Raw genomic sequence first — 23842 nt, 5'->3', positions numbered from 1 at the left:
GATTACACCTTGCCTGTCGTTGTAATCAGCTTCACAGCCACGCCTGCACGCAGGCGACCCAGATTTGCTTTGACTATCTTTGCTTGCGGTGCAAGGCCAGAAACTACCTCAACCACAGGCTTGCCCTGGCTTTCGCCACGCAGGCCCAGCTTCACCGGCTTTTGTTGCAAGACATTGTTTTCTATCGCATACACGAAAGCCTGTTCAGCTTCGTACTGTATGGCAGTATCAGGCACGGTCAATACTTCAGATTTTTTATCAACCACCAGTTGCGCTTCACCAAACATGCCAGCACGCAAAATAGCCTCTGGATTTGCTACCTGCACATAGGTCATGATGGAGCGTGAACCTGCTGTTGTGGCCGGGTTGATACGCACTACCTTGCCATCGACAACTGCTGGCACACCTTCTATTTTCAGTTGCACGGCCTGACCAATTTTGATGCTGGCAATATCCTGCGTTGGCACCGGTGCTTCCATTTCCAGCATGCGTAAATCAACGACATCCAGTAAACGATTATCTGGCGAAATCTTTTCGCCAGGTTGCACCATGCGGTTGCTGATCATCCCTGAAATGGGCGCGCGTATGACAGTATCTGCCAGCGCTTTTTGCGCAACATTCAACGCAGCTTTGGCACTGTCTACATTGGCCAGGGCAATGGCATACTGGCTGTTGGTATTGTCGTAGGCATTTTTGGAAATAAAACTTTTTTCCAGCAAAGCTTTGTTATTGTCGCGCGCCAGACGGGCGATTTCCATTTGTCCCTGGGCAGCGGACAAAGCGCCTTTAGCTTGCTCTTGTCGCGCCAGATAATCACTGCTGTCCATCTTGATCAGGACTTGGCCAGCCTGTACGGCCTCGCCTTCACGCACCAGCACTTCGGTAATATCACCAGCCACCCTGGCTTTGACAGCTGCCTGATTGATGGCCCGCAAAGCCCCTGACAAGGCCAGGAGTTTTCTGACTTCTGTGTTGCCAACTTCTACGATGTCGGCAGGTAAAAATTCCAGCACTGCAGGAGTTGCTTGCCCAGACACCGCTACTGAACTTGCCGATGCAGTGGCTGATGCCTGAACGACATTACCCTGAGATTTTTTTTTCATGACTATCATGCCTGTAGCCAGCAACAGCACGACAGCAATGATCCAGAAAGTCTTGCGCTTTAACATGATTGTTTTCCAAAAGTAATTGTTTCAGGACCTGGGGGCTAAGACGGTCAATAAACTGTCCAGGTCATAAGAAACCCTGACTTTAAAGCCTGACACAAGGTGAGGGTCAAGCAGCGCATACTCTCCAATAAGTAAAAACCTGCCTACGATCTTACTGCGCGAGCGTGATCGGGGCTCATGTGCTGCTCAAAATGCTCATGTACTAGAAGTACATTCCGCTTTTTGCGCTGCTCTTCACCCCGCTGACGCCCGCTCGCTACAGATCGTAAACACGTTCTAAGAAATCTATTTTTTCAACAAACTATGCAGGGCCATCTCTATATAGTGCTCAATATAGGTATCGAGCTGATCTGGATCTACCTTGCAAACTCCTTGCGAATGTTTCCAGATCATCATCATGATCATCGGCGCAATCAAGAGCCGGGAATCGATTTCCAGATTCACTTCCCGTATATCCCCGCGCGCCATACCGCGCTTTAGCATCTTCACGACCAGGTTTTCACCACGGTCGATGACCTCTTCCTGGTAAAACCTGGCCAGTTCAGGAAAATTGCCGGCTTCTGCCATCATCAGCTTGGGCAGGCCAGACAATTTGTTTTTACCTACACTGCCCCACCAGGTAGTCATGATGAGGCGGAATAATTCTTCACTCCCTCCTTCAAACTGATCAATGACACCCTCAGCCTCACCTATCAGGGGAACGATGCTTTCCCTGACTACAGCCTTGAACAACTCTTCCTTACTGCAGAAATACAGGTACAAAGTCCCCTTGGAGACACCGGCAGCACGCGCCACGTCGTCCAGACGTGTTGCCGCGAAACCGCGCTCAACAAATAAATCGAGGGCAGCAGCGAGTAATTCTTGCGGGCGTGCATCCTTGCGGCGCTCCCACTTGGGCTTAAAAGGACATGACATATTAGCAACAACTCAATTAACTTACTTTTGAGTCAGTAATATAGTCTGCGCCCAGATCAGCGTCAAGATAAACACTTGTTACGTCCGAATAAAGTCTTGAACGAAACAGTAAATTCTTAAATATCAAGCAATAGTCAAACAATAAAACCTTAAACAATCGCTAGTCTGCAGTTGAAACCATCCGGAGATGCTTATTAAGCAACCACAAATTAGAAGCCATTGCATCTATCATGCAAATTGAGCTGGCTTTGAAATTTTGCTATACCTACATTCCCAACTGATCTTCAGCTACTTTGCCTAGCAGCTTCACTTATTACAATCGCTATGCGACAGGATGCAAAATTTAGTAGATCAAACATAAGAATTTCGGAACAGGCTGCAGATATATAACAGCCGGCCTTTAGAAAATACAAAGAAAGCCCGTCAATTTGCGAGAAATTTTATTAGCCAAAACTTCTTAAAGCAGTCAGTTATTTTTAGGACTTATTTTGCATTAGCAGGCAGGATGGCTCATGTTGCGGATTTGTTTCCATCATTGCTCGTTTCTTAGAACTCCTCTATAAGCTTGTCACCATCATTGATTTTTTCCTCAAATCGGCAACTAATGCGGAAAGCCATCGAAACGACTCTGCTCACAATAAATCGCGAATTCAAATTTTCATCCGTCTGTTTTTGTGCATTTAATTATGCAGTCAGCAATTAGCCAGAATTATGTTTGCTACCGAACATACGACTTGACGAAGCCCACTTATCCTCGTCAATAGAGCTCATTTCATAAATAGGGTGAGTGCGAACAAGACGATTTGGGATGCAATGCAAGGCCTCGGGTGCGTACCCCGTGCAGCTAAAACTCCTGCCTTAGTAAAGGGCGCAACGCTGCTATGCGCCCAAATCGTCAGTTCCCGAAGGGTTTGCCTCACTGCCTTGTCTCCTTGCAGGACGCATGTGCGCTGGTAAGCGCACATCGTACGCAGACGTGCAACATGTTGCCCAATGTGGACCACACGATACCCCTGCTTTACCCTTGCCAGCCCACGTTATGGGGCAAACGCATCTCACCCTATTTATGAAATGAGTTCTAATAAAACAAGCATATCGACTGGTTAACTTAACCACGCGATGTGTTACCGACTCGCAACTTGACAGTTAAAGCGCATATGCCCGCTCACCTCAAAAAAATAATATTACCTCTGTTTATACTTTCGCCTGCGTTATTTAGCCAGGCACAGGCTAGCGAGATGGAACAACAAATGCTGCGTTGTTCCGTGCTCGGCGACGCGAGTGTCCGTCTTAGTTGCTTTGATGCCCTCGCCAAGGCCTCTACCCCAGTGGAGGCCGACAAACCAATTGCCAAGGCAGAAGCTCTGCAAGATTTGAAAGAGACCGTGGCACCTGAAAAGCCACCAGAAGCAGCACCCGAAATGTCGCGCATGGTGCAACGCTGGGAACTCGATGAAGCATCCAAGCGCGGCAAATTCGTGTTTCGGCCTCATCATGATAATTATCTGCTGGTGGCAAATTACAGCAATGCCTCGAACGATGAACCGTTCAAGAACGTCACACCTGCCGGCGTCAAATCCAAGCATGTAGAATTGACTTATCAACTGAGCATGAAAATGAAACTGGCTGAAGAAGTGGGTAGCTCGCCTGTTGATGTGTGGGTGGCCTACACCCAGCAAAGTTTTTGGCAGGCGTATAACCGCAGTGCATCCAGCCCTTTCCGCGAGACCAATTACCAGCCAGAAGCCATGGCAATGATCCCTGTCAATAAAAGCATAGGTGATTTCAATATCCGATACCTTAATTTTGGCCTGGTACATCAGTCAAATGGTCAGACCTCGACTTTATCACGCAGTTGGAACCGCATCTATGCTGAGCTGGGTGTTGAACACGGCAATTTCTCAATCAGCACCAGAGTCTGGCGTCGTCTTGATAATGCCAGGTCAGATAACGACAATATCGATATCGTTGATTACTTGGGGCATGGCGACATACATGCCACATATCGCGAAAAAGGCGGGCGCGAATTTTCCCTGACCGCACGCCGCAATTTCAATACCGGCCATGGTGCATTACAAGCCAGCCTCGCTATGCCTATTACTACCAATCTGAAGGCTTATTTCCAGATGTTCTCGGGATATGGTCAGAGCCTGATTGACTATAATTATTCGCAAAAATCAATCGGTGCGGGATTCATGGTTGATTTCTGATTGCTGCGTGTTGTCTCTACATGGCTGTACATTATTTACAGATGAACAGCCATGCAGACATATCTTTTACATGTTTTACTGCCGCAAAGATATGTCCAGCACACCTTCCCTACTTAACGTATCCGTCTGGTGGTTTCCCTGGCAATCAGTTCCAGACCCGGCAAAGTCGTATCGACTTCATTACCAGCTATCAGACCTAGCAGGGTCTTGGTGGCAAGCAAGCCCATGTCATACAGGGGTTGGTGTATGGTGGTCAGCGGTGGCGTGGTATACAGTGAGCTAGGTAAGTCATCGAAACCTATCAGGGAGATATCTTCCGGCACACGTATGCCCTTGCGATACAAACCCAGCCTGACGCCATAGGCAGAAAGATCGTTAGCTGCAAAAACGGCGCTGAATTGCTGCTGGGTTTCCAGCAAGCGGTTAATCGCCAGCAGGCCACTGGCTTCATGGAAATTACCTTCAGCCACAAGGTTCTTTTCAAATGGAATATTGGCTTCACGCAAGGCTTTTTGATAGCCCTCTTGTCGTTCGGCTGCATCAGTATTGTTTGCCGGCCCAGTAACAAAAGCGATGCGCCTGTGACCCAGTTCTATCAAATGCCGGGTTGCCAGGTACGCCCCATGAACGTTATCGAGCTTGAAGCCAACTGCAGTCTTGCTGTTCAAGCTGCGGCCAGTAGCCACTATGGGTTTGTCGAGGGCGAATTCCAGCACTTTTTTGTCAGCGATACGGCCAGACAGCAAGATGATGCCATCCACTTTACGGGCCAGCAAAAGCTTGATGCGTGCAGCTTCTTCATCGGCATTCCAGTGCCCACTGACGATCACCGACGCATAGCCTGTGCCTTTCAAGCCATCATCAACCCCGTGCAGGGTTTCGTCAAAGAAGGGGCTGGAAATATCCTGCACGACGATGCCTATGGTCATGGAGCGACCACTTTTCAGCCCTTGCGCCAATTGATTGGGCTCGAACTTCATTTCTGCAATGGCAGTTTCTACTGCCTTGCGCTTGTCATCAGAGACCTTGGCCGTGCCGTTCAGGATGCGCGATACCGTGCTGGGCGACACACCCGCCTCACGCGCAACATCCAATAAGGTGACTGGCTCGTTTTTTCTTTTCGTTCTCTCAACCACGCAATGCCTTCCCAAGCAGGGTAATTATTTTAGTATTGACAACTTATCTTCACAATTCAGTGAAAAGCTTTTCACAATTAGCATATCATGGATTTTTGTGCTTGCGCTTTGGTTTTACCTTGCCAGCCATAGAAGCGTAGTATTGAACGCCATCAAGCCCTTCTTGCCAGTACAGAAGGAAGCGGAGATGCCGCCTTGCACAAGTGCTCAACCAGTTTTCTGTGATCAGGCAAGTCAGCCAGGGCGCGCTGCGCCATCTGGGCTATCATCTGAAATTCCTGGGCGGCCTCCTGCTCTTGCGGATACACGAATTTGTTATTAGCCATGTCAGTCTGGAACTCCATTCCATATAAAACGAACTGCCAGCTTGATGGCGGATACATTTCCAGGTCTGCGATAAAGTCCATACGGTGCGGTGGTCGGCAACTCCACATCTTCAGTTTTTCCTGCAGGCTCTCAGGAATGGATGCCACATCCCTGTTATCACGCCAAAATGCAGAGTCTGCTCTTTGGCTCAAGCTGAAATGCATTTTGACGAAATCAACGATGCGCTCATAACGCGCTTTCATATGCTGATTAAACTGGGTTGCCACAGCATCAAACTCACCATTGAATGGGAACAGATAGGTCAGCAAGTATGCAGCTGTTTCTATCAAGCCTATGCCTGATGATTCCAGCGGCTCGATAAAACCACCCGACAAACCTATGGCCACACAGTTCTTTATCCACTGGGTTTCACGGTAACCAACATTGAGCTTCAGTAATCTTGGCGTCATGCCTTCAGCAGCCGGGCCTATATATTTTCGCAAGACTTGTTCTGCCCTCGCCTCGTCAGTATGACGGCTGGAAAACACATAACCGATACCCCGTCTTTGCTGCAAACCTATATCCCATATCCAACCTGCCTCCTGCGCACTTGAAATGGTGTAAGAAGCTATGGGCGCATCGGGCTTTGCATAAGGTACCTGCAAGGCCAGGGCGCGATCTACAAACAGCACATCATTCAAAGACTTGAATGGCGACCCCAGGGTCTTGCCAATCAGGCCAGCGCTAAAACCCGTGCAGTCAATGAACAAATCTGCCGCCAGCACCTGGCCATCTTGCGTATGCACGGCAGCAATGGCTCCATCATCATTGAGTTGCACATGCTCTACTGTTCCCAGTATTTGTTTCACCCCGAGTGACTGCCCATGCTCAGACAATAATGCAGCAAGACGGCCAGCATCGAAATGGTAGGCATAATTCATCGGTCCCAAAAAGTCTTTGTCGGCAAATCTCTTGGGGCCGCGTGATGCATCTGCTATGCATTTTTGCATGGTCACTGCATCAGCGAAAGCTGGCTGTTGACCATCGCGCGCAGCCAGACCTTTGAGCCAGTACGGCAATAATTCCGGACCCCGCTGGCTGGGATGACTGAAAGGATGGAAGTAATGATCAACACCCGGGCTACCAGCTGGCCTGACCCAGTGATCAAAGCGTATGCCCTGCTTGAAGGTAGCGTGACACTCCCGTATGAAGCGCGCCTCATCTATGCCTATCGCCGCCAGCGTACCTCGTATCGAAGGAAAGCTGCCCTCACCAACACCAATAATGCCTATGTCTTTTGACTCGACCAGGCGTATCTGTATACCCTCCCCCTCTTTGGAAGATGACAGATGTCTGGCCATGAAACATGCAGTCAGCCAGCCAGCTGTGCCACCACCTACGATCAATACACTTTTTATGGCTTTCATTTGAGCAAGCTCCTCAGTTTAGCTGCGGTCAAGAGTAAATAGCTTCATGGCATTCAGGTATGTTTCAGTAGCAATATCAGCGGCAGTGACATGCAAACACCTTGAAAACCAACTAGCTGGACGGCAATCAATTCCCGTTTATTGCAAATCAATCAGGGATGCAGACTACGCATTGCACAATGGTTTTCATCTCAATCCGGCTTATATTACAACATTTTGAAAACGTTATCATTTTCTGTTTGACACAGAATTCAAGTTTTATGTATTATGAAAACGGTTTCAAAAGAAAATCAAAGAAACACCAATAAGAAAACGTTTTCAAAAACGTTATGGTTTAATCAGAGCAAAAAAACCAACCCAACCTGTAACAGGAGACATATGAAAATCCGCAATCTTGCGACCCGGAAAGTCGCGATCACACCTATACAACTGGCGATCCTTACCCTGATCACCAGCATGGGCGCAGCCCAGGCGCAAACACAAGCGCCTGCACCGGCACCAACGACCGCCAGCCAAACCAAGGCCAATAGCGAAAGCACGACCATTTCTGAAGTCATCGTCACCGGCACCAAGCGCGCCACGTCATTGCAAAAAACCCCGGTTGCCATCACAGCTATCAACGCTGCCGCACTGGAAGACGCACACGTGCAAAATGTACAGGACGTGGTCAACCTGGTACCAGGCTTTCAGGCCACTGGCCAGGGTGATCATGGTGTGATTACCATGACCATGCGCGGCATTGGTAATGACAGCGCCAAAACTGAATACGCCGATCCCGAAGTTGCGCTGTTTATTGACGGCATCTATGCACCCCGCCCGGAAGGAGCGACGTCCCTCCTGTTTGACCTGGAAGGCATAGAAGTTTTGCGCGGCCCGCAAGGGACTTTGTGGGGGCGTAATGCCACAGTTGGTGCAGTTAATATGCAAACTGCCAAACCAAAAATTGGCGAAAGTTCTGGCTCGGTAGAAGGTGGTCTGGGCAGCTACAAGCGTTTTGGCAGCCGTGGCGCTTTCAATATCCCGGTCAGCAATGAAATGGCCTTGCGCTTTGCCTATGCGCATGAGAAACATGATGGTTATGTCGATTACCAGGCCCCGACCATGCTGTCACTGGATAGCCAGAAAACAGCCTTCGCCACCTATCTGAAAAACGGCGGCACGGTAGTTCCCTTCCAGCCTATCAACTACGCCTTGTTTGTGCAGGATGGCCCCAAATATGGCGCGCAAGACCAGACTGCTGCACGTATCAGCATGCTGTGGAAGCCTAACGCTGCCACCAAGATCGATCTGTCATATGAAAAATTCATAGACCGTGGCACGCCCTCGATGAACTTGCTGCAAACGCCACGTGCAGGACAAAACCATTGGTCAGCATTGATCGATACAGCCCCCTTCACTGAACGCGACAGCGATGCTATCCGGGGCCGCATAGAATATGCCGTAAACAAGGATATGCAACTGACTTACATCGGTGGTTATTCCAAGTTCAGTGGCTCGTCTCGCTTTGATCAGGACGGTGGTGCCAATGCACCTACCAGCTTTACCTCTGGTGGCAGCATGCAGGCAAACAATACCGTTTCATCCAACTATAAAAACTTTAGCCATGAAGTAGAACTGCAATCCATGGGCACGCGTGATGTGGATTGGCAACTGGGTTTGTACTATGGTTCAGAAACCAATGATATCCGTTTTGATATTCCTATCCTGAATGGTACTTACCAGGGCACAGTAGGCTGGCAGGGTTCCTTTATCCAGCCTAAGGAAACAGTAGAAACAGCTGCCGCCTTTGGCCAGGCAACCTGGAATGCCAGCAATGACACGCATATCACTGGCGGCCTGCGTTACACCCAGGACAAGCGCACCAATGTCGATGGCCGCGGCTATGGCTTCTCGGGCAAGCCTGAACTAAGCCAGGCGGCTATTACACCGAATGTCAATCCTGCTTCTGCCAACTCCAACTTTGCACCCTATTCCTTCAATGATGGCAGCTATAGCGGCAACAAGGTGACAGGCTTGCTGCGCATCTCACACGACATCGATAAAGACAATATGGTCTACGGCAGCATTTCCACTGGCTATAAATCTGGTGGCTTGCAAGATGGCGGCAAAACCTACGGACCTGAGACGCTGACCAACTTTGAACTTGGTTCCAAGAGCACTTTGCTGGGTGGCACAGTCAGGTGGAATAATGCGCTGTACTATGGCAAATTCAAGGACTTCCAGTTCAGTGCGCCAGTCACCGCACCGGATGGCACCCGCGGCTTGCAGACATCGAATGCCGATGGCGCAACGGTGTATGGTTTTGAGTCCGAGCTGGCAGCGAAACTCAGCAAGGATGACAAGTTGCAAGTCACTATTGCCATCGCCAAGGCTACGCTTGGCAACTTGATAGGCGGCTCGAATGACTATGCGCTGCCCGCATGTAAAGTGCCTGGCATCAGCAATTGCCTGGATGTATCAGGCAATACCATGCCGCATACGCCTAAGTTTTCTGCCCAGGTCTTGTACCAGCACACCTTCCATCTGAATGAAGGCACACTGACACCACGCATCAGCCTGCATTATGAGACAGAAACCTGGTTAAGCGTCTTCAATTATGGAGACGGCGACAAACAGGAAGCCTATGCCCGCGCTGATCTTGGCATGCGTTATCAAGCCACAGGCAAATCCAGCTGGTATGCAGACTTCTTTGTCCGCAATGTTGGTGACAATAAAGTCAAGACCAGCGCCATGAATGCCAATGGTCCATGGCAAGCGCAGTATCTGCCGCCGCGTACCTTTGGCGTCAATGTTGGTATTGATTTCTAAATACCAATACTGATCGCAAACTCTAAACTCAAACCTGTAAATCCCCCGGCCCACGCAAGTGGCCGGGGTTTTTCTTTATCCACCCTAAAAACAGACGTTTTAGCATTGTTTAACACAAGTGCAAATTACAAACATTGCATTATGTAAATTCACCATTAGAATGAATTCTGGCCAAGCACCACAAAGCTTCCCCTTGCCATGTATTTTTTAATAACAGGAGATCAAGATGCGAAGAATATTTATCAAATCCTTGCTTGCAGTTGCCGGGTTTTCCATGTTGGCACTGAGCCAAGTCTCTGTCGCCGCTGACAAGGGGACTGCAGATGAAGCTATAGCCCTGGTGAAACGCGCTGCAACCTACTTGAAAGAAAATGGCAAAGACAAGGCCTATGCCGAATTCAATAACCCCACCGGTCAATTTGTCGTCAAAGATTTATATGTATTTGTCTACAACACCAATGGCGACGGTATCAACCGTGCACATGGTGCCAATGCCAAGATGGTGGGTAAGAATTTACTGGAATTAAAAGATGCCGATGGCATGCCCATCGTCAAAAGCTTTCTGGATGTTGCCAACAGCAAAACCGGACACGGCTGGGTAGACTATAAATGGCCAAATCCCACCACCAAGATGATGGAACCCAAATCAACCTATATTGAACGTGTGGGTGATGTCTTGATCGGTTGCGGAATTTACAAGTAACTGTTTCTGTCTGAGGCGCAAGCATAAATGCGCCTCAGCAATCTCATCGCCATTCTCATCTGTAACTATCTCAGGCTGTTGAGATTTCACGTATCAGTAAAAAGCTGGCACCGCCTTCGCGTGGACTGCGGTAAATACCTCTGGCATTGAGTACATGGGCAGCAACTGCAGCCATTTCCCAGGCATTCACTTCTTCTGCCGTCCATTTCGGTGTAGTCAGACATGGATAGTCCTGCACCTCACCAAAGTCACGCACTGCCTGCACACGGGTTCTTACATTTTCAAGCAAATGGAAGTTTGCCCAGGCCCACAGCCATGTGTCTGTCCTGGAGGAATAAGAACCTATGAAATCTATTTTGGCGACGACAGCTGCTACGCCATCATTGGAAAAGGCCAGCTCCCCTTTTACCTGATCCCAGTCATAACGCTGATGAGAACCCAGGTCAAATTCTTGATTCAACTGCTCAGTTTTCTTTTGCAAGTCTTCATAACAGGTATCAAGAAAATTATTCCATGTAGCGAGTGCCTCTCCCTCAATCCTGTTCAGACTGGCAGAGCGTGCATCTTCATAGCAGCCGTGACACAGCAATTTGATGGGCACAAGGTCTTCATTACGTTCATTCCATTCACCCTCGGCCTGGTAATGTACGTCACATATTGCACACCAGGCATCCGGCCAGGGATTGTCAGCATCAGGGTAATCACAATGCCACTTTTGCACAGCCTGGGCTATCAAGTGCTCACATACATAAGTCGTGTGCGCCTTGCCATGCCGTGCGCATTCAAGCTCATCTGATTCTTCCAGTCCTTCATCCATATGAAATTCAGGTATTCGTTTTTGAAAACCTGAAATTAACAGGAAAAACCAGATCTGGCTATTTACTTTTTACCGGAAAAATAGGCAAGAACTCATTTATCCTGCAACTGCACACTGACAAAATCACGGTACCAATATGCACTGTCTTTCAAGGTACGCTGCTGTGTCGCATAATCCAGATAGACCAGGCCAAAGCGCTTGGCATAACCTGAGTTCCATTCAAAATTATCAAGCAGGCTCCAGTAAAAATAAGCTTGCACGTCGACACCACCAGCTATCGCATCATGCATTGCCTGAAAATGCAGTTGCAGGTACTTGATACGCTGCTCATCATGAACTTTGCCCCCCTCAAGTTTGTCGGCTACTGCCATGCCATTTTCAGTAATATAAATCGGTGGCAAGGCAGGATATTCAGCACGCAGCTTCAGCAACAAGTCTGTCATGCCGGATGGGTAAACTTCCCACCCCATGTCGCTAAAGCCCAGCTTGCCGTCCGGCTGCTTGGGTGGATTATCGGTGCTGACAAAAGCGCGGAAATAATAATTCACACCAAGAAAATCCAGGGGCTGACGGATAATATCCATGTCTTCTGCATGCACATGGAACTTGCTCATGTCCATGCGATCCAGTGCTTTTTGCGGATAAGTACCCTTGAATATTGGGTCCATGAACCATTGCACAGAGCGTGCATATTCCCATTCTGCCTGTGCTATATCAGCAGCTGAGTCGGTGGCTGGCATGGCTGGCCACTGGTTCAGCACTATGCCCAGTTTGGCCGGGCAATTGATGGCACGCATGGCTTGCAAGGCCAGGCCATGCGACAGTAAAAGATGATGCGACACTTGAATTGCCAGCGCAGTATCTGCTACACCCGGCGCAAACTGGGCATTGCCATAGCCAAGATTGGCTGTGCACCAGGGTTCATTATGGGTAGCGATGCTGGCAACGCGGTGACCAAAGCGGCGCGCTATTTCTGCCGCATATTCAGCAAAGCGCAAACAGGTATCGCGATTCAACCAGCCACCCAGATCTTGTAAGCCCTGGGGCAAATCCCAATGATACAAAGTCAAATGGGCAGCAATGCCATGTTCTTCCAGTTTATCCAGCAAGTTAGAATAAAATTCAAAACCTTTTTCATTCCAGTCACCATAACCCAACGGTTGCACACGTGACCAGGATACTGAAAAACGATAAGCCTTTAATCCCAGATCAGCGATGATGCCAACGTCCTCAGCATAGCGGTGGTAATGATCGCAAGCCACGTCACCTGTGCTGCCATCAATGATAGTGCCGGGTGTATGGGTAAAGGTATCCCAGATCGAGGGTCCACGACCATCAACATTGGCAGCTCCTTCTATCTGATAGGCACTGGTGGCAACGCCCCAGGTAAAAGCGGAGGAAAATTCAGGCATCGTTGATAGATTAGTCATGGTCTGGTTTTTGGATAAGTTCGCTTTAAGCATTCATGCTCTTTTTATATATCGCTATGCCTCGTAGCTGAGGAACTGAGCTGCTGGTCAGCCATTCTTCTTTTGCAGCTTGAGCCAAACTCAGGCGCCCAAATTCAACGAAGCATGCATTTAAACTGAAAACGTTTTCAAATCAAGATAAAAACTGATTCTTTGATCATCAATCAGGGCCAAAATCCAAATTTCAGCCTGATCACCAAAATAATCAAAATAAAGATTTTTTTTACCAATCAGATGAAAACGTTTTCACAAACCGGAATTTATCACCGGATATTTAGCCTGTCAACGTCTTGCTCTTTCAATTTATATCTTTTCCTATGAAAACATCTTGGATTAATGTGAAAAATGAAATTTTCAAAATGCCATTCCCATTATTTTTTCACAATTTATTTTGAAATCAGTTTCAACTGATTTCAAAAACTGAGTTAAAGATACTTTCTTGCGCTGACTCGCTTACAACATAAATTCAAGTCAAAAATCTTAAGCCTCATAGCTAGAAAAGCCCTGCAAACATGTATGTTTTGTGGATATTAGCTGCTCAAATCATGGGACAGTTTTTTATGTGCTTATAAAATTTTTTGTTTATGGCGTGCGTCACATTAAAAATTCATGCTATTCTGCGCTTGAAAAGGTTTTCATAAATAGAACTGAATACTGATTCCATTAAAACTCAATTACAAAATTAACGAGACAGCCTGCCAACTCCTTTGTCAGTAAGTTTTAGCCAAATCGTCTATAAGAATAATTTGGCATAAGCAGACCTGCGAGTGAGCGTCAAAAAACTATGCATCGCATACATTGGGGCGATGAAATAATTAAGACCAGCAGGCATGCCGCCCACTTGAAAAGAAGCGTGCAGCCCATGATTACTGAAACAGAAATCAATATTCCCCCGGCAAAGCCCGTCCGGAAATCCCCGTTGTTCTGGGTGCCAACGACCTACTTTACGATGGCACTGGCATATATGATGCTGACTAATGTCAGCGCCATCATGTTCAAGAACATGGGCATGGACAATGGCAAGGCCGCTGAATATGCGAGTTACCTTATCCTCGCCTATACCATCAAGCCCTTGTTCGCTTCTTTTGTAGAAATGTACAAGACCAAGAAATTCTTTGTCATCTGCACGCAGTTGATTATTGCTGTCGGTTTTGTCGGCGTCACCCTGGTCATGTCCTTGCCCAACTACATGCTGATACTGATGAGCCTGTTCTGGATCATTTCATTCCTCGGCGCTACCCAAGACATTGCTGCAGATGGTGTATACGTCACCTCGCTTGATAGTAAGGCGCAGTCACTATATTGCGGTATCCAGAGCCTGAGCTGGAATATAGGCCCCATCGTTGCGGCAGGTGGACTGGTTTATTTAAGTGGCAAACTGCATACTGATTTTTTTCATCATGACCCCAAGGTTTTCGGCGCTGACTGGATGGATGCCTGGCGCGTCATCTTCCTGATTGTGGCAGGCATCATCGCCCTCATGGCAGCCTGGCATTTACGTACCATGCCTGATGGTGCGAAGGCAGAAAACACACCAACCAATGTCAGCGAAGCCCTGTTCATCTTGCGCGATTCTTTCGTCACTTTTTTCCAGAAACGCGATGTCTGGCTGATGATAGGCTTTGCCTTCCTGTTCCGTCTCAGCATAGGATTTCTCGAAAAAATCGGCCCCTTCTTCATGGTTGATCCTGTCGCCAAAGGTGGTCTGGGCTTGTCGAATGAAATGCTGGGTCTGACCTATGGCACTTACGGACTGATCGCCGTGTTACTGGGCTCTTTATTGGGTGGCTGGTTTGTCGCCAAACGTGGCTTGCAACCTACCCTGTTCATCCTTTGCTGCGCCGTGAACATACCCAACGCCAGCTTTCTGGTGATGAGCATCTTCCAGCCAGAAAGCCTGTGGCTGATCACCGCCGGTGTTGCCATCGAAAAATTCTTTTTCGGCTTTGGCTCAGTCGGCTTCATGATCTACCTGATGCAGCAGTTAGCCCCTGGCAAATACACCACGACACACTATGCCTTCGGTACCGGTCTCATGGGCCTGTGCATGATGGTCACAGGCGTCATCAGCGGCCATTTACAGCAATTGCTGGGCTATACAAATTATTTCATCTTCGTCATGCTGGCTACTATCCCCTCTTTTGCGGTATGCTGGTTTGCGCCTTTCCATCAAAAGGAAGAGTCACCAGGATCCTGAAATGATCAGCACACAATAAAATAAAAGCGGCTCGTCCCAACCGTTCACGCTTTAACGTAACAAGTCCCCCACTTTCAATGCCGCCTCGTGCGGCATTTACTTTTGCGGGCTGTGGATAAAGTGAACAAATTCATTTTATATAGACTCTTCACCAGTATCAAAGAAATATAAATCAAGGTCGCGTTGGTGTTGCCGTTGATCTTGGTGTTGCCGTTGCTTTTGAAGTTCGCAGTTCCCATGTGTCGATGCCTTTGCTGCATGACAGAAAATGGAAATAGAAAGTCCGATGTTCGAGCGTAGCGAGTTTTCGGACTTTCCCATTTTTTGTCATGCAGCAAAGGGAACCCCACAGGGGCAGCGACGCCTGGGTCGCCTTTTTGGCACAACTTTTTGGCGAAGCAAAAAGGTGTGTAGCTGCCGGTCTACCACCGGCCTGCAATCGCAAATTACGTATACGGATTTTAAAATCTAATCCATAAACTCCCTCAAGCCTGAAATTAATAGACCTCTCGGTACACTAATAACGCCACTGGATTCCAGCCAAAAACACGCTGGAATGACGCTATATAGATTGCCGTTATGCACTGATCAATCTACCCACCAAAGCCAGGCACCCTCCAACTTCATATCAGAGCGATTTGACGAATAGCATAAAACTACAGTAAATCCTCAGTGCCTCAATAAAGAATCTACGCCAAACATAAATACACAAGGCTTTGATATAAGCAAACCGCATATACCCCAACAATTTCCCAAACTATGGCTATACTATCCCCATACTTGCCACTTTGACCTCAAAATAGCCTTACCCAAATGCAAGTAAACCATTTTCCAACTATGCTTAGTTGGAAAAATTCCTTAGCCTCAGGAGATGAAATAGCTAGCATAGCTGCCTCATAAACAAATGCTAAACCTGTTGCACCCCTATTGTATGCACCCAGGAGCACACTAAGATGACAAAACAAACTGATCCCGCAGTACTTGCGTTGATTGGCAATACGCCCATGGTCAAGGTTACCCGCTTTGACACAGGGCCATGTGAATTATTCCTCAAACTGGAATCACAAAACCCTGGCGGCTCCATCAAGGACCGCATAGGCAGGTCAATGATAGAAACTGCAGAACGTGAAGGCCGCCTGCAGGCAGGCGGTACCGTAATCGAGGCAACGGCTGGTAATACCGGCCTGGGCCTGGCACTGGTGGCGCGTGCCAAGGGTTACCGCGTGGTGCTGGTGGTACCGGACAAGATGTCCACAGAAAAAATCCTGCACTTGAAAGCCATGGGTGCAGAAGTCCACATCACACGCTCTGATGTCGGTAAAGGGCATCCAGAGTATTACCAGGACTATGCTGCACGCCTGGCCAGGGAAATACCCGGCTCCTACTTTGCCGACCAGTTCAACAATCCAGCCAACCCGCTCGCGCATGAAACCACGACAGGACCAGAAATCTGGGCACAGACTGACCACAAAGTCGATGCCATCGTCGTCGGCGTAGGTTCTGGCGGTACGCTGACGGGCCTGACGCGTTATTTCAACAAAGTCCAGCCCGAGCTGGAATTTGTACTGGCCGATCCAAAAGGCTCGATATTGACTGAGTACGTAGAGACAGGCAATATCAATGAAGTCAGCGGCTCATGGGCAGTCGAGGGCATAGGTGAAGACTTCATCCCCGGCATTGCCGACCTCAGCGCTGTAAAGCACGCCTATACCATCGACGATGCTGAAAGCTTTGGCACGGCACGTGAACTGCTGCGCGCCGAAGGCATACTGGCAGGTTCTTCCACCGGCACCCTGCTGGCCGCAGCACTGCGCTATTGCCGCGCCCAGACTACGCCCAAACGCGTAGTCACCTTTGTCTGCGACACTGGCACACGCTATCTGTCCAAGGTATATAACGATAACTGGATGACAGACCAGGGCTTGCTCAAGCGTAAAAACTACAACGATCTGCGCGATATCATCAGCCGCCGCTTCGATGAAGGTGGCGTCATCAGCGTTAATGCCAGCGACACCCTGATGGTGGCGTTCAACCGCATGCGCAGTGCCGATATCTCGCAATTGCCTGTCATACGCGATGGCGCGATTATCGGTATCATTGATGAATCAGACCTGCTGTTGAAAGTATCTGCCGATGCCAGCCTGTTCCGCAGTGCCGTAGAAGACACCATGACCAGCCAGATAGAAACCCTGGCACCGGATGCCAGCATCGCCGCATTGCGCAGCACACTGGACCGAGGTCTGGTCGCCATCATTGCAGCCAACAAACCGGAAAAGCAGTTTTATGGCCTGATTACCCGCTTTGATCTTCTTAACCATATGCGCAGGACACTTTCATGAGCTATCCCGAATACAAGAAGCCTACTCATCCGCAAGCCTTTGGCACGCGTGTCATCCACGCCGGGCAATTCCCCGATCCGGTTACGGGCGCCATCATGCCGCCTATCTATGCGACATCCACCTTCGTCCAGGATAGCCCTGGCGTACACAAGGGCCTCGATTATGGCCGCTCACACAATCCCACCCGTTGGGCGCTGGAGCGTGCAGTAGCTGACCTTGAAGGCGGCGCGCAGGCATTTGCCTTTGCCTCCGGTCTGGCAGCGATTGCCACAGTGCTGGAAATCGTCGACAGCGGCGCCCATATCATCGCCGGTGACGATATGTACGGTGGCAGCTATCGTCTGTTTGAACGCGTACGCAAACGCAGCGCTGGCCTGCAGTTCACGTATGTGGACATGACCAAGCCAGAAGAAGTACTGGCTGCGATACGCCCCGACACCAAAATGCTGTGGGTAGAAACACCGACCAACCCCATGCTGAAACTGGCCGATTTGCGGGCGATTGCAAAAATCTGCCGCGAGCACAATATCATCGCCGTAGCTGACAATACTTTTGCCAGCCCCAAAGTGCAGCGTCCGCTAGAACTGGGTTTTGATATCGTCGTCCACTCAATGACCAAATACCTGAATGGTCACTCCGATATCATCGGTGGTATCGCTATCGTTGGTGGCGAAGCCCATCAGGCAGACTGGCGCGAGCGTCTGGGCTTCTTGCAAAACTCTGTTGGTGCAATAGCCAGTCCCTTCGACAGCTTCCTCGCCCTGCGCGGCATCAAGACACTCAACATCCGTGTTGAACGCCATAACTCGAATGGCCTGGACCTGGCACGCTGGCTGGAAAAGCAGCCCAAGGTCAGGAAAGTGTATTACCCTGGCCTGGAAAGCCACCCGCAACATGAGCTGGCCAAACAACAGATGGATGGCTTTGGCGGCATCATTTCCATAGAGCTTGATACTGACCTCGCAGGCGCACGCCGCTTCCTCGAACGTTGCGAAGTATTCGCCCTGGCCGAAAGCCTGGGTGGCGTAGAAAGCCTGATAGAACATCCAGCCATCATGACGCATGCAACGATCCCGGCAGAACAAAGGGCCAAGCTGGGTATCACCGATTCATTCATACGCCTGTCGGTAGGCATAGAAGATGTGGAAGATTTGAGGCAGGATTTGCAGTCTGCGCTAGATGCGGTTTGATTAAAAAGTAGTTCACAAGCCCGGCATAAATAACCGGGCTTATATTGTTTTACTCGCGATACCAATCCGGCAGAAGGCTCTTGCTACCGCTGACTAACTGATACTTGCCTTTGGCTTCATCAAAGCGATACGCCATGCTTGAACGCGGTGTACTGGGGATGACTTCATAAGTTGTATAAGACTCACCACCATCACCATTGCTGGTGGTTTCTACCGGTGTAATTTCACGGTACTCAACCATCCTTGCATTTGAACTCAATACGATTTCACCAGGTGTAGTTTTGCCTGGCTTGATCTGTAATTTGACTTTGATATCCAGACAATTCCCGGACTTCCCGTCCCTGTCATTCAGACGTAGGCGTTCCGGTTTACCTAAGCCCTTCTTCATGCGCGCAAGACAATCTGCATTATTGAAGGCATTCATGGAAGATAAAAAATCTTCATTTTCAGCAAGCATGCTGATGAGCTGATGTTGACCCAATTTGTACAACCTGGTCCACGTACTTTTTTCCTGATGCTGGTAGCCACCATATTCAAGCAGTAGCCCTTGCGTGGATGTCGCCAGATCGACGAGTTTGATCAGCTTGACTTCATGTTTGGGTAGCAGGGTATCAATCTCATCCTGCCTGGCTTCGAGCAACCATTTTTTACCATCGCGCTTGAACCAGTAGGCAGCTAGTACGTCGCGACTGACCTGATCGACACTGGTCGGTGTCGCCTTGACCAGCATCATTGCCCTGTCTTCAGCTAGTTTAAAAACCTTTATCGGCTCCAGCTCCATGCCTTTCTTTGAGATGTCTCCATCCCGAATTTTCAATATGGGTGGTTTGACGATGGAGTTTTCCCCCTCTTTTTGCCAACCTTTGAAAACCAGCTTCATCAGTGCATCAGGTTCAAGAGTATCGACATATTCTGTTTTGGAACAGGCTGTCACAAAAAAGAGCATGGACAATAGTATGCATCGCAAGAAATAAGACACTGACACCATCCCAGGCAAAGAAAGCGACAATTCTAGCCCAGGGGTTTTATTGCATACAGGCGCTTCACGTCTGCTTACAATTTTGCAACAAGGAAATTCAGGCGGCAATGAAAGTAGCATTGCGCCGTTGCCAGAATGGCTGATCAGCCCAGCGCTGTTCCTGCTGGTACCAGACTTGCAGATGATGCAGGTAAGCTGCCTGGATGGAGTTCAGTTCAGCTACATAGCCAGCTTGTGCATCACCATCATAATGAGACACAGCCTCCGCTGCTGCCAGCCCTGTGTACAGGGCATTGAAAATACCCTGTGAAGACAGCGGATCAAAACTCAATGCAGCGTCCCCAATGGCCAGCCAGTTGGAACCGGCAAATTGTTCCAGCACTGCAGTGTGGGCAGCACAATATCCATGCTGCTGTCCTGGTACAAAACCATATTCATCAAGACAGGCTGACAATTGCGTATTCTGGCGCAAACGCTGCAACAGCCCTTGCTGACGATTGCAGGCTGCCGCTGCTGGTAAATCGGCATCGGTGTAGAACGCTACAATGCGGCCCTGACCTGGCAGGGATGAGCTATACCACCAGCCGCCTGCCTCGGCACTGATGTGGCTGGAGCCTGCAATATTCTCAGTGTCCCTGCCGACCAGCCAGCTGCACACCAGTTTATCTGTGGCTTTGCGGGCTATGCCCAGTTGCCGGGTCAGTAGTGATTTTCTGCCGCTGGCGTCGATCAGCATTTTGGTTTCTATGTGCACCATCCTGTCCTGCACAGAGATGACTGCATCCCAATATTCAGGATTGTTTTTTGCCGGTGCGAAAGAAAGCAGCTTGCTTTGTCTCAGCAAAGCTGCGCCACGCTCTTGCGCAACATCCTGCAACCAGCAATCAAAACGATGACGATCGAGATACCAGCCATGGCCATCAAGATTGCGCATGGCATCCTGCTCTATCGCCAGATCACTGCCCCAGCGACTGACATTCAAATGCGCAGGCTGATGGCCTTGCTGCAAAAATGCTTCATACAAACCCATGTCAGCCAGCAGCTTACCGGCTGCGGCTGGCAGGGATTCACCTATGCGCATGACTGCTGGCGGCGATGCTTCCAGCATCACCACTTTTTGAAACGGTGCCAGGTTCAGGGCAAAGGCAGAGCCCGCAGCCCCTGTCCCTAAGACCAATGCATCTATCTGCAATCTAGCCATGCTAGCGATGCAAACCCCGCGGGAAGCGTCGTACTTTTTCTATCGTCATGATATCGACAGATTCAGCATTCGTCACTTCTGCTGCCCCTACCATGGCATGCTCATCATGTTGCGCATGCTTGGTATTTGGTGCAGGCATGTTTGCTATAGGGATGTGTTGGTCTTCCACCTCAAACTCAGCAGGGAAGTGTTGATGATCACTCGGCCCGGGATGCACTTCAACCACACCGAGATGATCAAAATGATGAATCATATTATTGATCTGGTCGGTATAACTGGTACTGCCCAGCGGGTTGATCCAGGATGCGCGATTGGCAAATGCGGCCAGCCTTTCACCCAGCGGCTTTTTCTCATCCATGACGACAGCATAGTTTTGCTTGGTCAAAACCTGATTAGGCACACGGGCTGGCCAGAAGCTCGGCACATAAGGGTCATACGACTTATCGTAACCCGAGCGGCAGCTTGCCGTATCGGTCTGCCATGGCACCGCCATCCAGCGGGTAATGCCGCCAGCCTGCTGGCCGTACAAGGGACCATTAGGTATGGTAACGCCATCGCTGGTCAGTATCTCACCCAGGCCAGGTGCAATCCAGCCATCGACGGCATGAGCAAAGCGGAACGGTGCCATATACATGGTGCTGGCACGCACTGGCCAGGTCATTTCGCAACCGGGGTGGAAGGCATCCGCCAGGCAAAAATCCAGTGCTGCCTGGGTCAGGGTATCGCCTTGCTGCTCCAGTGGCACCTGGTCTATGCGTTCGGCATGTTTGCGATCAGGGTCGTAGTCTTCGACAAAATTACCTTCTGCCCACTCCATCAGCATGGCCAGTTGCGTTGCCGTCGGCGAGGCATTTTGCCTTGGTGTTTGCGCAGCGGGGATAGCCATGGCATCACCATACAACCACGGCCAGGGTTTGGGTGACCAGGCATCGACTTCATAGTTACGGAACTGATTGGCGATGGTGCGACGCAATTCTACGTAGGCAGTGTTATTGCTGGCCAGGCGCGACAGAGCCTGTGCACTCGTCAGGTCAACCATCCCATTCCAGCCAAATCCTGCATTGAAGCCAGCATTTACCCATTGCAAGCCGTTCAGGCGCTCAAACAAAGGCAGGATGTCGAAAGTAAAACTGGGGCGTTTTGGCTTGGGCAAAGTACCAGCAGTGATGGCGACATCGCGCATCAAATCCCACATGGTACGCACCGATTTTCTTTGTGGCGCATAGTTGGGTGGCGCAACCACAACCCAGGAAGGCTCTACCATCAATTCCAGACCTTCATAGACAACCTTGGCATTGATGGGGCCATCAGAAGTATCATCATGCCAGCCTTCATTATTGGCAAAGGTGATGGCGCGGCTATTATCGTAAGAGGCGGAAACACCATGTCCACCCAGCACAATCAGCCTGCCTTGCTCATCAGTAAATGCCTCACCGAGATACACAGGCTTGCCCATGAATTTGCCATCATCAAAACGCTGCGGCTTGGCTTTTTTGCCGCTGACTTTTCTTTGCTTGGGCGTGATGGACAGCATGCCTCTGTCCGGCACAGCCGCATTGCGCAAGGTAGTTTGCGGGGCAGATGCAGCTTCAGGTATATCCAGCGCCAGCTGGAAGCCATACCAGGCAGACTTGGTATTGGCCAGTTGCACCTGCCACTCTACCTTGGCATTGTCGGCATTGAGTTCCTTGACGATCTCGCCCTTGGCATTCACACCATAGACACGGAACCTGGCTCCCTGGCGCTTGAGTTTTTTGTGGGCGTCGCGGTAGTAACCTGGTGCCTCTGGTTTTGGATAAGGCACTTCCGGCCCCAAAAACCATTCCTTCTCACTGGTGCCTACACGCGCCACACCTATGGAGGGGTAAATCACTGCCTTGACGATGCAAGTGTCTTTGACGACTGGTTCTGCTTTTGCCTGCGCTACCGAGTGAAAGGGACAGCCTGCAGTCGGGGAGCGCGGTTCACGCGGGTCTTGCAGGCTTTGTCCATTGGCTTCATGTCTGGCATCTGCGCCTGCTGCATACACGACTTTGCGCGCCTCGGCGATAGAACCCACCGGCGCCTGTGCTGGCGGCACACGCCAGATATTGAAAGCCAGGCCTTGGCCATATTCAGACTGGCCACGCACGCTGATATCCTGCTGCGGCAAGATCAGAGTGGCTACATGGATGAAAGGGCTTTCTGATTCCGGCCATTCCACCGTTGCCTCATCCAGCGGCATGGTCTTGGGATTGGTACGCAGTTGCACCATGAAGCGGAACTGGTATTCACGCTTGGCCAGACGGTTGCACATGTCGACTGCCAGATAATCGCGCTCATCATTTGGCACATTCTCTGGCGGCGTGACAGGCTCCAGGCGGTATTTGACGTATTCTTTCTTTCCAGCCTGGAAAGGCAGGATGGCCCAGTAAGTCGTGGTCAGGGTACTACCCTCGACCTTTTCCATCTGGTCCAGTATTTTTGCAGTCTTGGGATGTTTTTTCAGATAGCCGGGATAGTCCTGTGCGACCACACCAGCATAAGTAAACTCCACCATCTCCTTGGCGTTATCGACAAAGAAGACCGGGAAGTTTTGCATGATGAAGTCAGCCGTGTCGCCATCATCACCCAGTGCCTTGGGGCCAGGCACGCCAAACAGTTTGATACCTATGCCCAGAGTTGAATACAGGTCAGGTGAAGTCGGCGTCGTATCGCTGGAAAACCTGACCCAGGCATCCAGGCTGTCATGCGCAAAAACGCCGACCTTGAGTTTGGCAGGTATTTTCTTTTCCATCACCAGTCTGGCGCTGGCAACCCCATGCAATTTGCGGAACACCGCACGCTCCGCCGGACGCTGGCCCAGTTTGATGCGGTTTCCTTGCGCTATCCCGACGAACATTTCGGTCAAACGCTCAGGTGCCTGATTGGCCTGGTCAAAACATGGCGGAATGGGGTCTTGATCTTTGCTCATACACTGTCTCCCTTTTTGTACTG

15 protein-coding genes are annotated in these 23842 nt (G+C 49.8%); 6 read left to right on the top strand and 9 right to left on the bottom strand.

The window, feature by feature from the left end; genetic code table 11:
- Positions 1-2 precede the first annotated feature (2 nt).
- Both AC3WQT_RS09470 and AC3WQT_RS09465 read right to left on the bottom strand, forming a co-directional pair.
- Positions 3-1169: an efflux RND transporter periplasmic adaptor subunit gene (locus AC3WQT_RS09470; protein ID WP_492703611.1), complete on the bottom strand. Its 1167-nt coding sequence runs from the start codon at positions 1167-1169 to the stop codon at positions 3-5.
- A gap of 285 nt (positions 1170-1454) precedes the next feature.
- Complete coding sequence (locus AC3WQT_RS09465) at positions 1455-2084, bottom strand: TetR/AcrR family transcriptional regulator (RefSeq protein ID WP_492703610.1); 630 nt, start codon at positions 2082-2084, stop codon at positions 1455-1457.
- Positions 2085-3322: 1238 nt separating this feature from the next.
- Here AC3WQT_RS09465 and AC3WQT_RS09460 point away from each other — a divergent pair.
- The gene (locus AC3WQT_RS09460; RefSeq protein WP_492703609.1) at positions 3323-4294 is read left to right on the top strand and encodes a phospholipase A; all 972 of its coding nucleotides are present in this window, start codon (positions 3323-3325) and stop codon (positions 4292-4294) included.
- Positions 4295-4407: 113 nt separating this feature from the next.
- Here AC3WQT_RS09460 and AC3WQT_RS09455 read toward each other — a convergent pair whose 3' ends face one another.
- Together AC3WQT_RS09455 and AC3WQT_RS09450 are read right to left on the bottom strand one after the other, a co-directional pair.
- Positions 4408-5430, bottom strand: coding sequence for a LacI family DNA-binding transcriptional regulator (locus tag AC3WQT_RS09455; protein ID WP_492703608.1), 1023 nt, complete (start codon positions 5428-5430; stop codon positions 4408-4410).
- 152 nt (positions 5431-5582) lie between these two features.
- Positions 5583-7163 (bottom strand): tryptophan halogenase family protein, encoded by a 1581-nt coding sequence (locus tag AC3WQT_RS09450; protein WP_492703607.1) that lies wholly within the window; start codon positions 7161-7163, stop codon positions 5583-5585.
- Between the two features lie 378 nt (positions 7164-7541).
- On the opposite strand from AC3WQT_RS09450, the gene AC3WQT_RS09445 reads away from it, so the two are divergent.
- Positions 7542-9971 (top strand): TonB-dependent receptor, encoded by a 2430-nt coding sequence (locus AC3WQT_RS09445; RefSeq protein WP_492703606.1) that lies wholly within the window; start codon positions 7542-7544, stop codon positions 9969-9971.
- A 226-nt stretch (positions 9972-10197) separates the two neighbouring features.
- A complete protein-coding gene (locus AC3WQT_RS09440) occupies positions 10198-10674 on the top strand; it encodes a cache domain-containing protein (protein WP_492703605.1) in 477 nt (158 codons plus the stop codon).
- A 70-nt stretch (positions 10675-10744) separates the two neighbouring features.
- On the opposite strand, the gene AC3WQT_RS09435 is transcribed toward AC3WQT_RS09440, so the two are convergent.
- Together AC3WQT_RS09435 and AC3WQT_RS09430 are read right to left on the bottom strand one after the other, a co-directional pair.
- Complete coding sequence (locus tag AC3WQT_RS09435) at positions 10745-11491, bottom strand: DUF6882 domain-containing protein (protein ID WP_492703604.1); 747 nt, start codon at positions 11489-11491, stop codon at positions 10745-10747.
- A gap of 92 nt (positions 11492-11583) precedes the next feature.
- A complete protein-coding gene (locus tag AC3WQT_RS09430) occupies positions 11584-12954 on the bottom strand; it encodes a GH1 family beta-glucosidase (RefSeq protein WP_492703603.1) in 1371 nt (456 codons plus the stop codon).
- 868 nt (positions 12955-13822) lie between these two features.
- On the opposite strand from AC3WQT_RS09430, the gene AC3WQT_RS09425 reads away from it, so the two are divergent.
- The 3 genes from AC3WQT_RS09425 (at position 13823) to AC3WQT_RS09415 (ending at position 18686) form a co-directional block, all read left to right on the top strand.
- On the top strand, positions 13823-15157 hold the full coding sequence (locus AC3WQT_RS09425; RefSeq protein ID WP_492703602.1) for an MFS transporter: 1335 nt from the start codon (positions 13823-13825) through the stop codon (positions 15155-15157).
- 953 nt (positions 15158-16110) lie between these two features.
- Positions 16111-17496, top strand: coding sequence for a pyridoxal-phosphate dependent enzyme (locus AC3WQT_RS09420; RefSeq protein ID WP_492703601.1), 1386 nt, complete (start codon positions 16111-16113; stop codon positions 17494-17496).
- On the top strand, positions 17493-18686 hold the full coding sequence (locus AC3WQT_RS09415) for a trans-sulfuration enzyme family protein (RefSeq protein ID WP_492703600.1): 1194 nt from the start codon (positions 17493-17495) through the stop codon (positions 18684-18686). Before AC3WQT_RS09420 ends, AC3WQT_RS09415 begins: the two co-directional genes overlap by 4 nt.
- A gap of 49 nt (positions 18687-18735) precedes the next feature.
- Here AC3WQT_RS09415 and AC3WQT_RS09410 read toward each other — a convergent pair whose 3' ends face one another.
- The 3 genes from AC3WQT_RS09410 to AC3WQT_RS09400 form a co-directional block, all read right to left on the bottom strand.
- Positions 18736-19632, bottom strand: coding sequence for a hypothetical protein (locus AC3WQT_RS09410; RefSeq protein WP_492703599.1), 897 nt, complete (start codon positions 19630-19632; stop codon positions 18736-18738).
- Between the two features lie 130 nt (positions 19633-19762).
- Entirely contained in the window at positions 19763-20866 is a 1104-nt protein-coding gene (locus tag AC3WQT_RS09405; RefSeq protein ID WP_492703598.1) for a tryptophan 7-halogenase, read from the bottom strand.
- A gap of 1 nt (position 20867) precedes the next feature.
- Complete coding sequence (locus AC3WQT_RS09400; RefSeq protein WP_492703597.1) at positions 20868-23819, bottom strand: LodA/GoxA family CTQ-dependent oxidase; 2952 nt, start codon at positions 23817-23819, stop codon at positions 20868-20870.
- Positions 23820-23842 lie beyond the last annotated feature (23 nt).

This window comes from Undibacterium sp. FW305-107, from assembly GCF_058788535.1.
Note: the sequence above shows the minus strand (reverse complement) of the source record. Positions and strands in the feature narration are given on the sequence as shown.

Coding starts and splice junctions, on each gene's coding strand:
- AC3WQT_RS09470 (WP_492703611.1), bottom strand. CDS start 1,169: ATGTTAAAGCGCAAGACTTTCTGGATCATTGCTGTCGTGCTGTTGCTG.
- AC3WQT_RS09465 (WP_492703610.1), bottom strand. CDS start 2,084: ATGTCATGTCCTTTTAAGCCCAAGTGGGAGCGCCGCAAGGATGCACGC.
- AC3WQT_RS09460 (WP_492703609.1), top strand. CDS start 3,323: ATGGAACAACAAATGCTGCGTTGTTCCGTGCTCGGCGACGCGAGTGTC.
- AC3WQT_RS09450 (WP_492703607.1), bottom strand. CDS start 7,163: ATGAAAGCCATAAAAAGTGTATTGATCGTAGGTGGTGGCACAGCTGGC.
- AC3WQT_RS09445 (WP_492703606.1), top strand. CDS start 7,542: ATGAAAATCCGCAATCTTGCGACCCGGAAAGTCGCGATCACACCTATA.
- AC3WQT_RS09440 (WP_492703605.1), top strand. CDS start 10,198: ATGCGAAGAATATTTATCAAATCCTTGCTTGCAGTTGCCGGGTTTTCC.
- AC3WQT_RS09435 (WP_492703604.1), bottom strand. CDS start 11,491: ATGGATGAAGGACTGGAAGAATCAGATGAGCTTGAATGCGCACGGCAT.
- AC3WQT_RS09430 (WP_492703603.1), bottom strand. CDS start 12,954: ATGCTTAAAGCGAACTTATCCAAAAACCAGACCATGACTAATCTATCA.
- AC3WQT_RS09425 (WP_492703602.1), top strand. CDS start 13,823: ATGATTACTGAAACAGAAATCAATATTCCCCCGGCAAAGCCCGTCCGG.
- AC3WQT_RS09420 (WP_492703601.1), top strand. CDS start 16,111: ATGACAAAACAAACTGATCCCGCAGTACTTGCGTTGATTGGCAATACG.
- AC3WQT_RS09415 (WP_492703600.1), top strand. CDS start 17,493: ATGAGCTATCCCGAATACAAGAAGCCTACTCATCCGCAAGCCTTTGGC.
- AC3WQT_RS09410 (WP_492703599.1), bottom strand. CDS start 19,632: ATGCTCTTTTTTGTGACAGCCTGTTCCAAAACAGAATATGTCGATACT.
- AC3WQT_RS09405 (WP_492703598.1), bottom strand. CDS start 20,866: ATGGCTAGATTGCAGATAGATGCATTGGTCTTAGGGACAGGGGCTGCG.
- AC3WQT_RS09400 (WP_492703597.1), bottom strand. CDS start 23,819: ATGAGCAAAGATCAAGACCCCATTCCGCCATGTTTTGACCAGGCCAAT.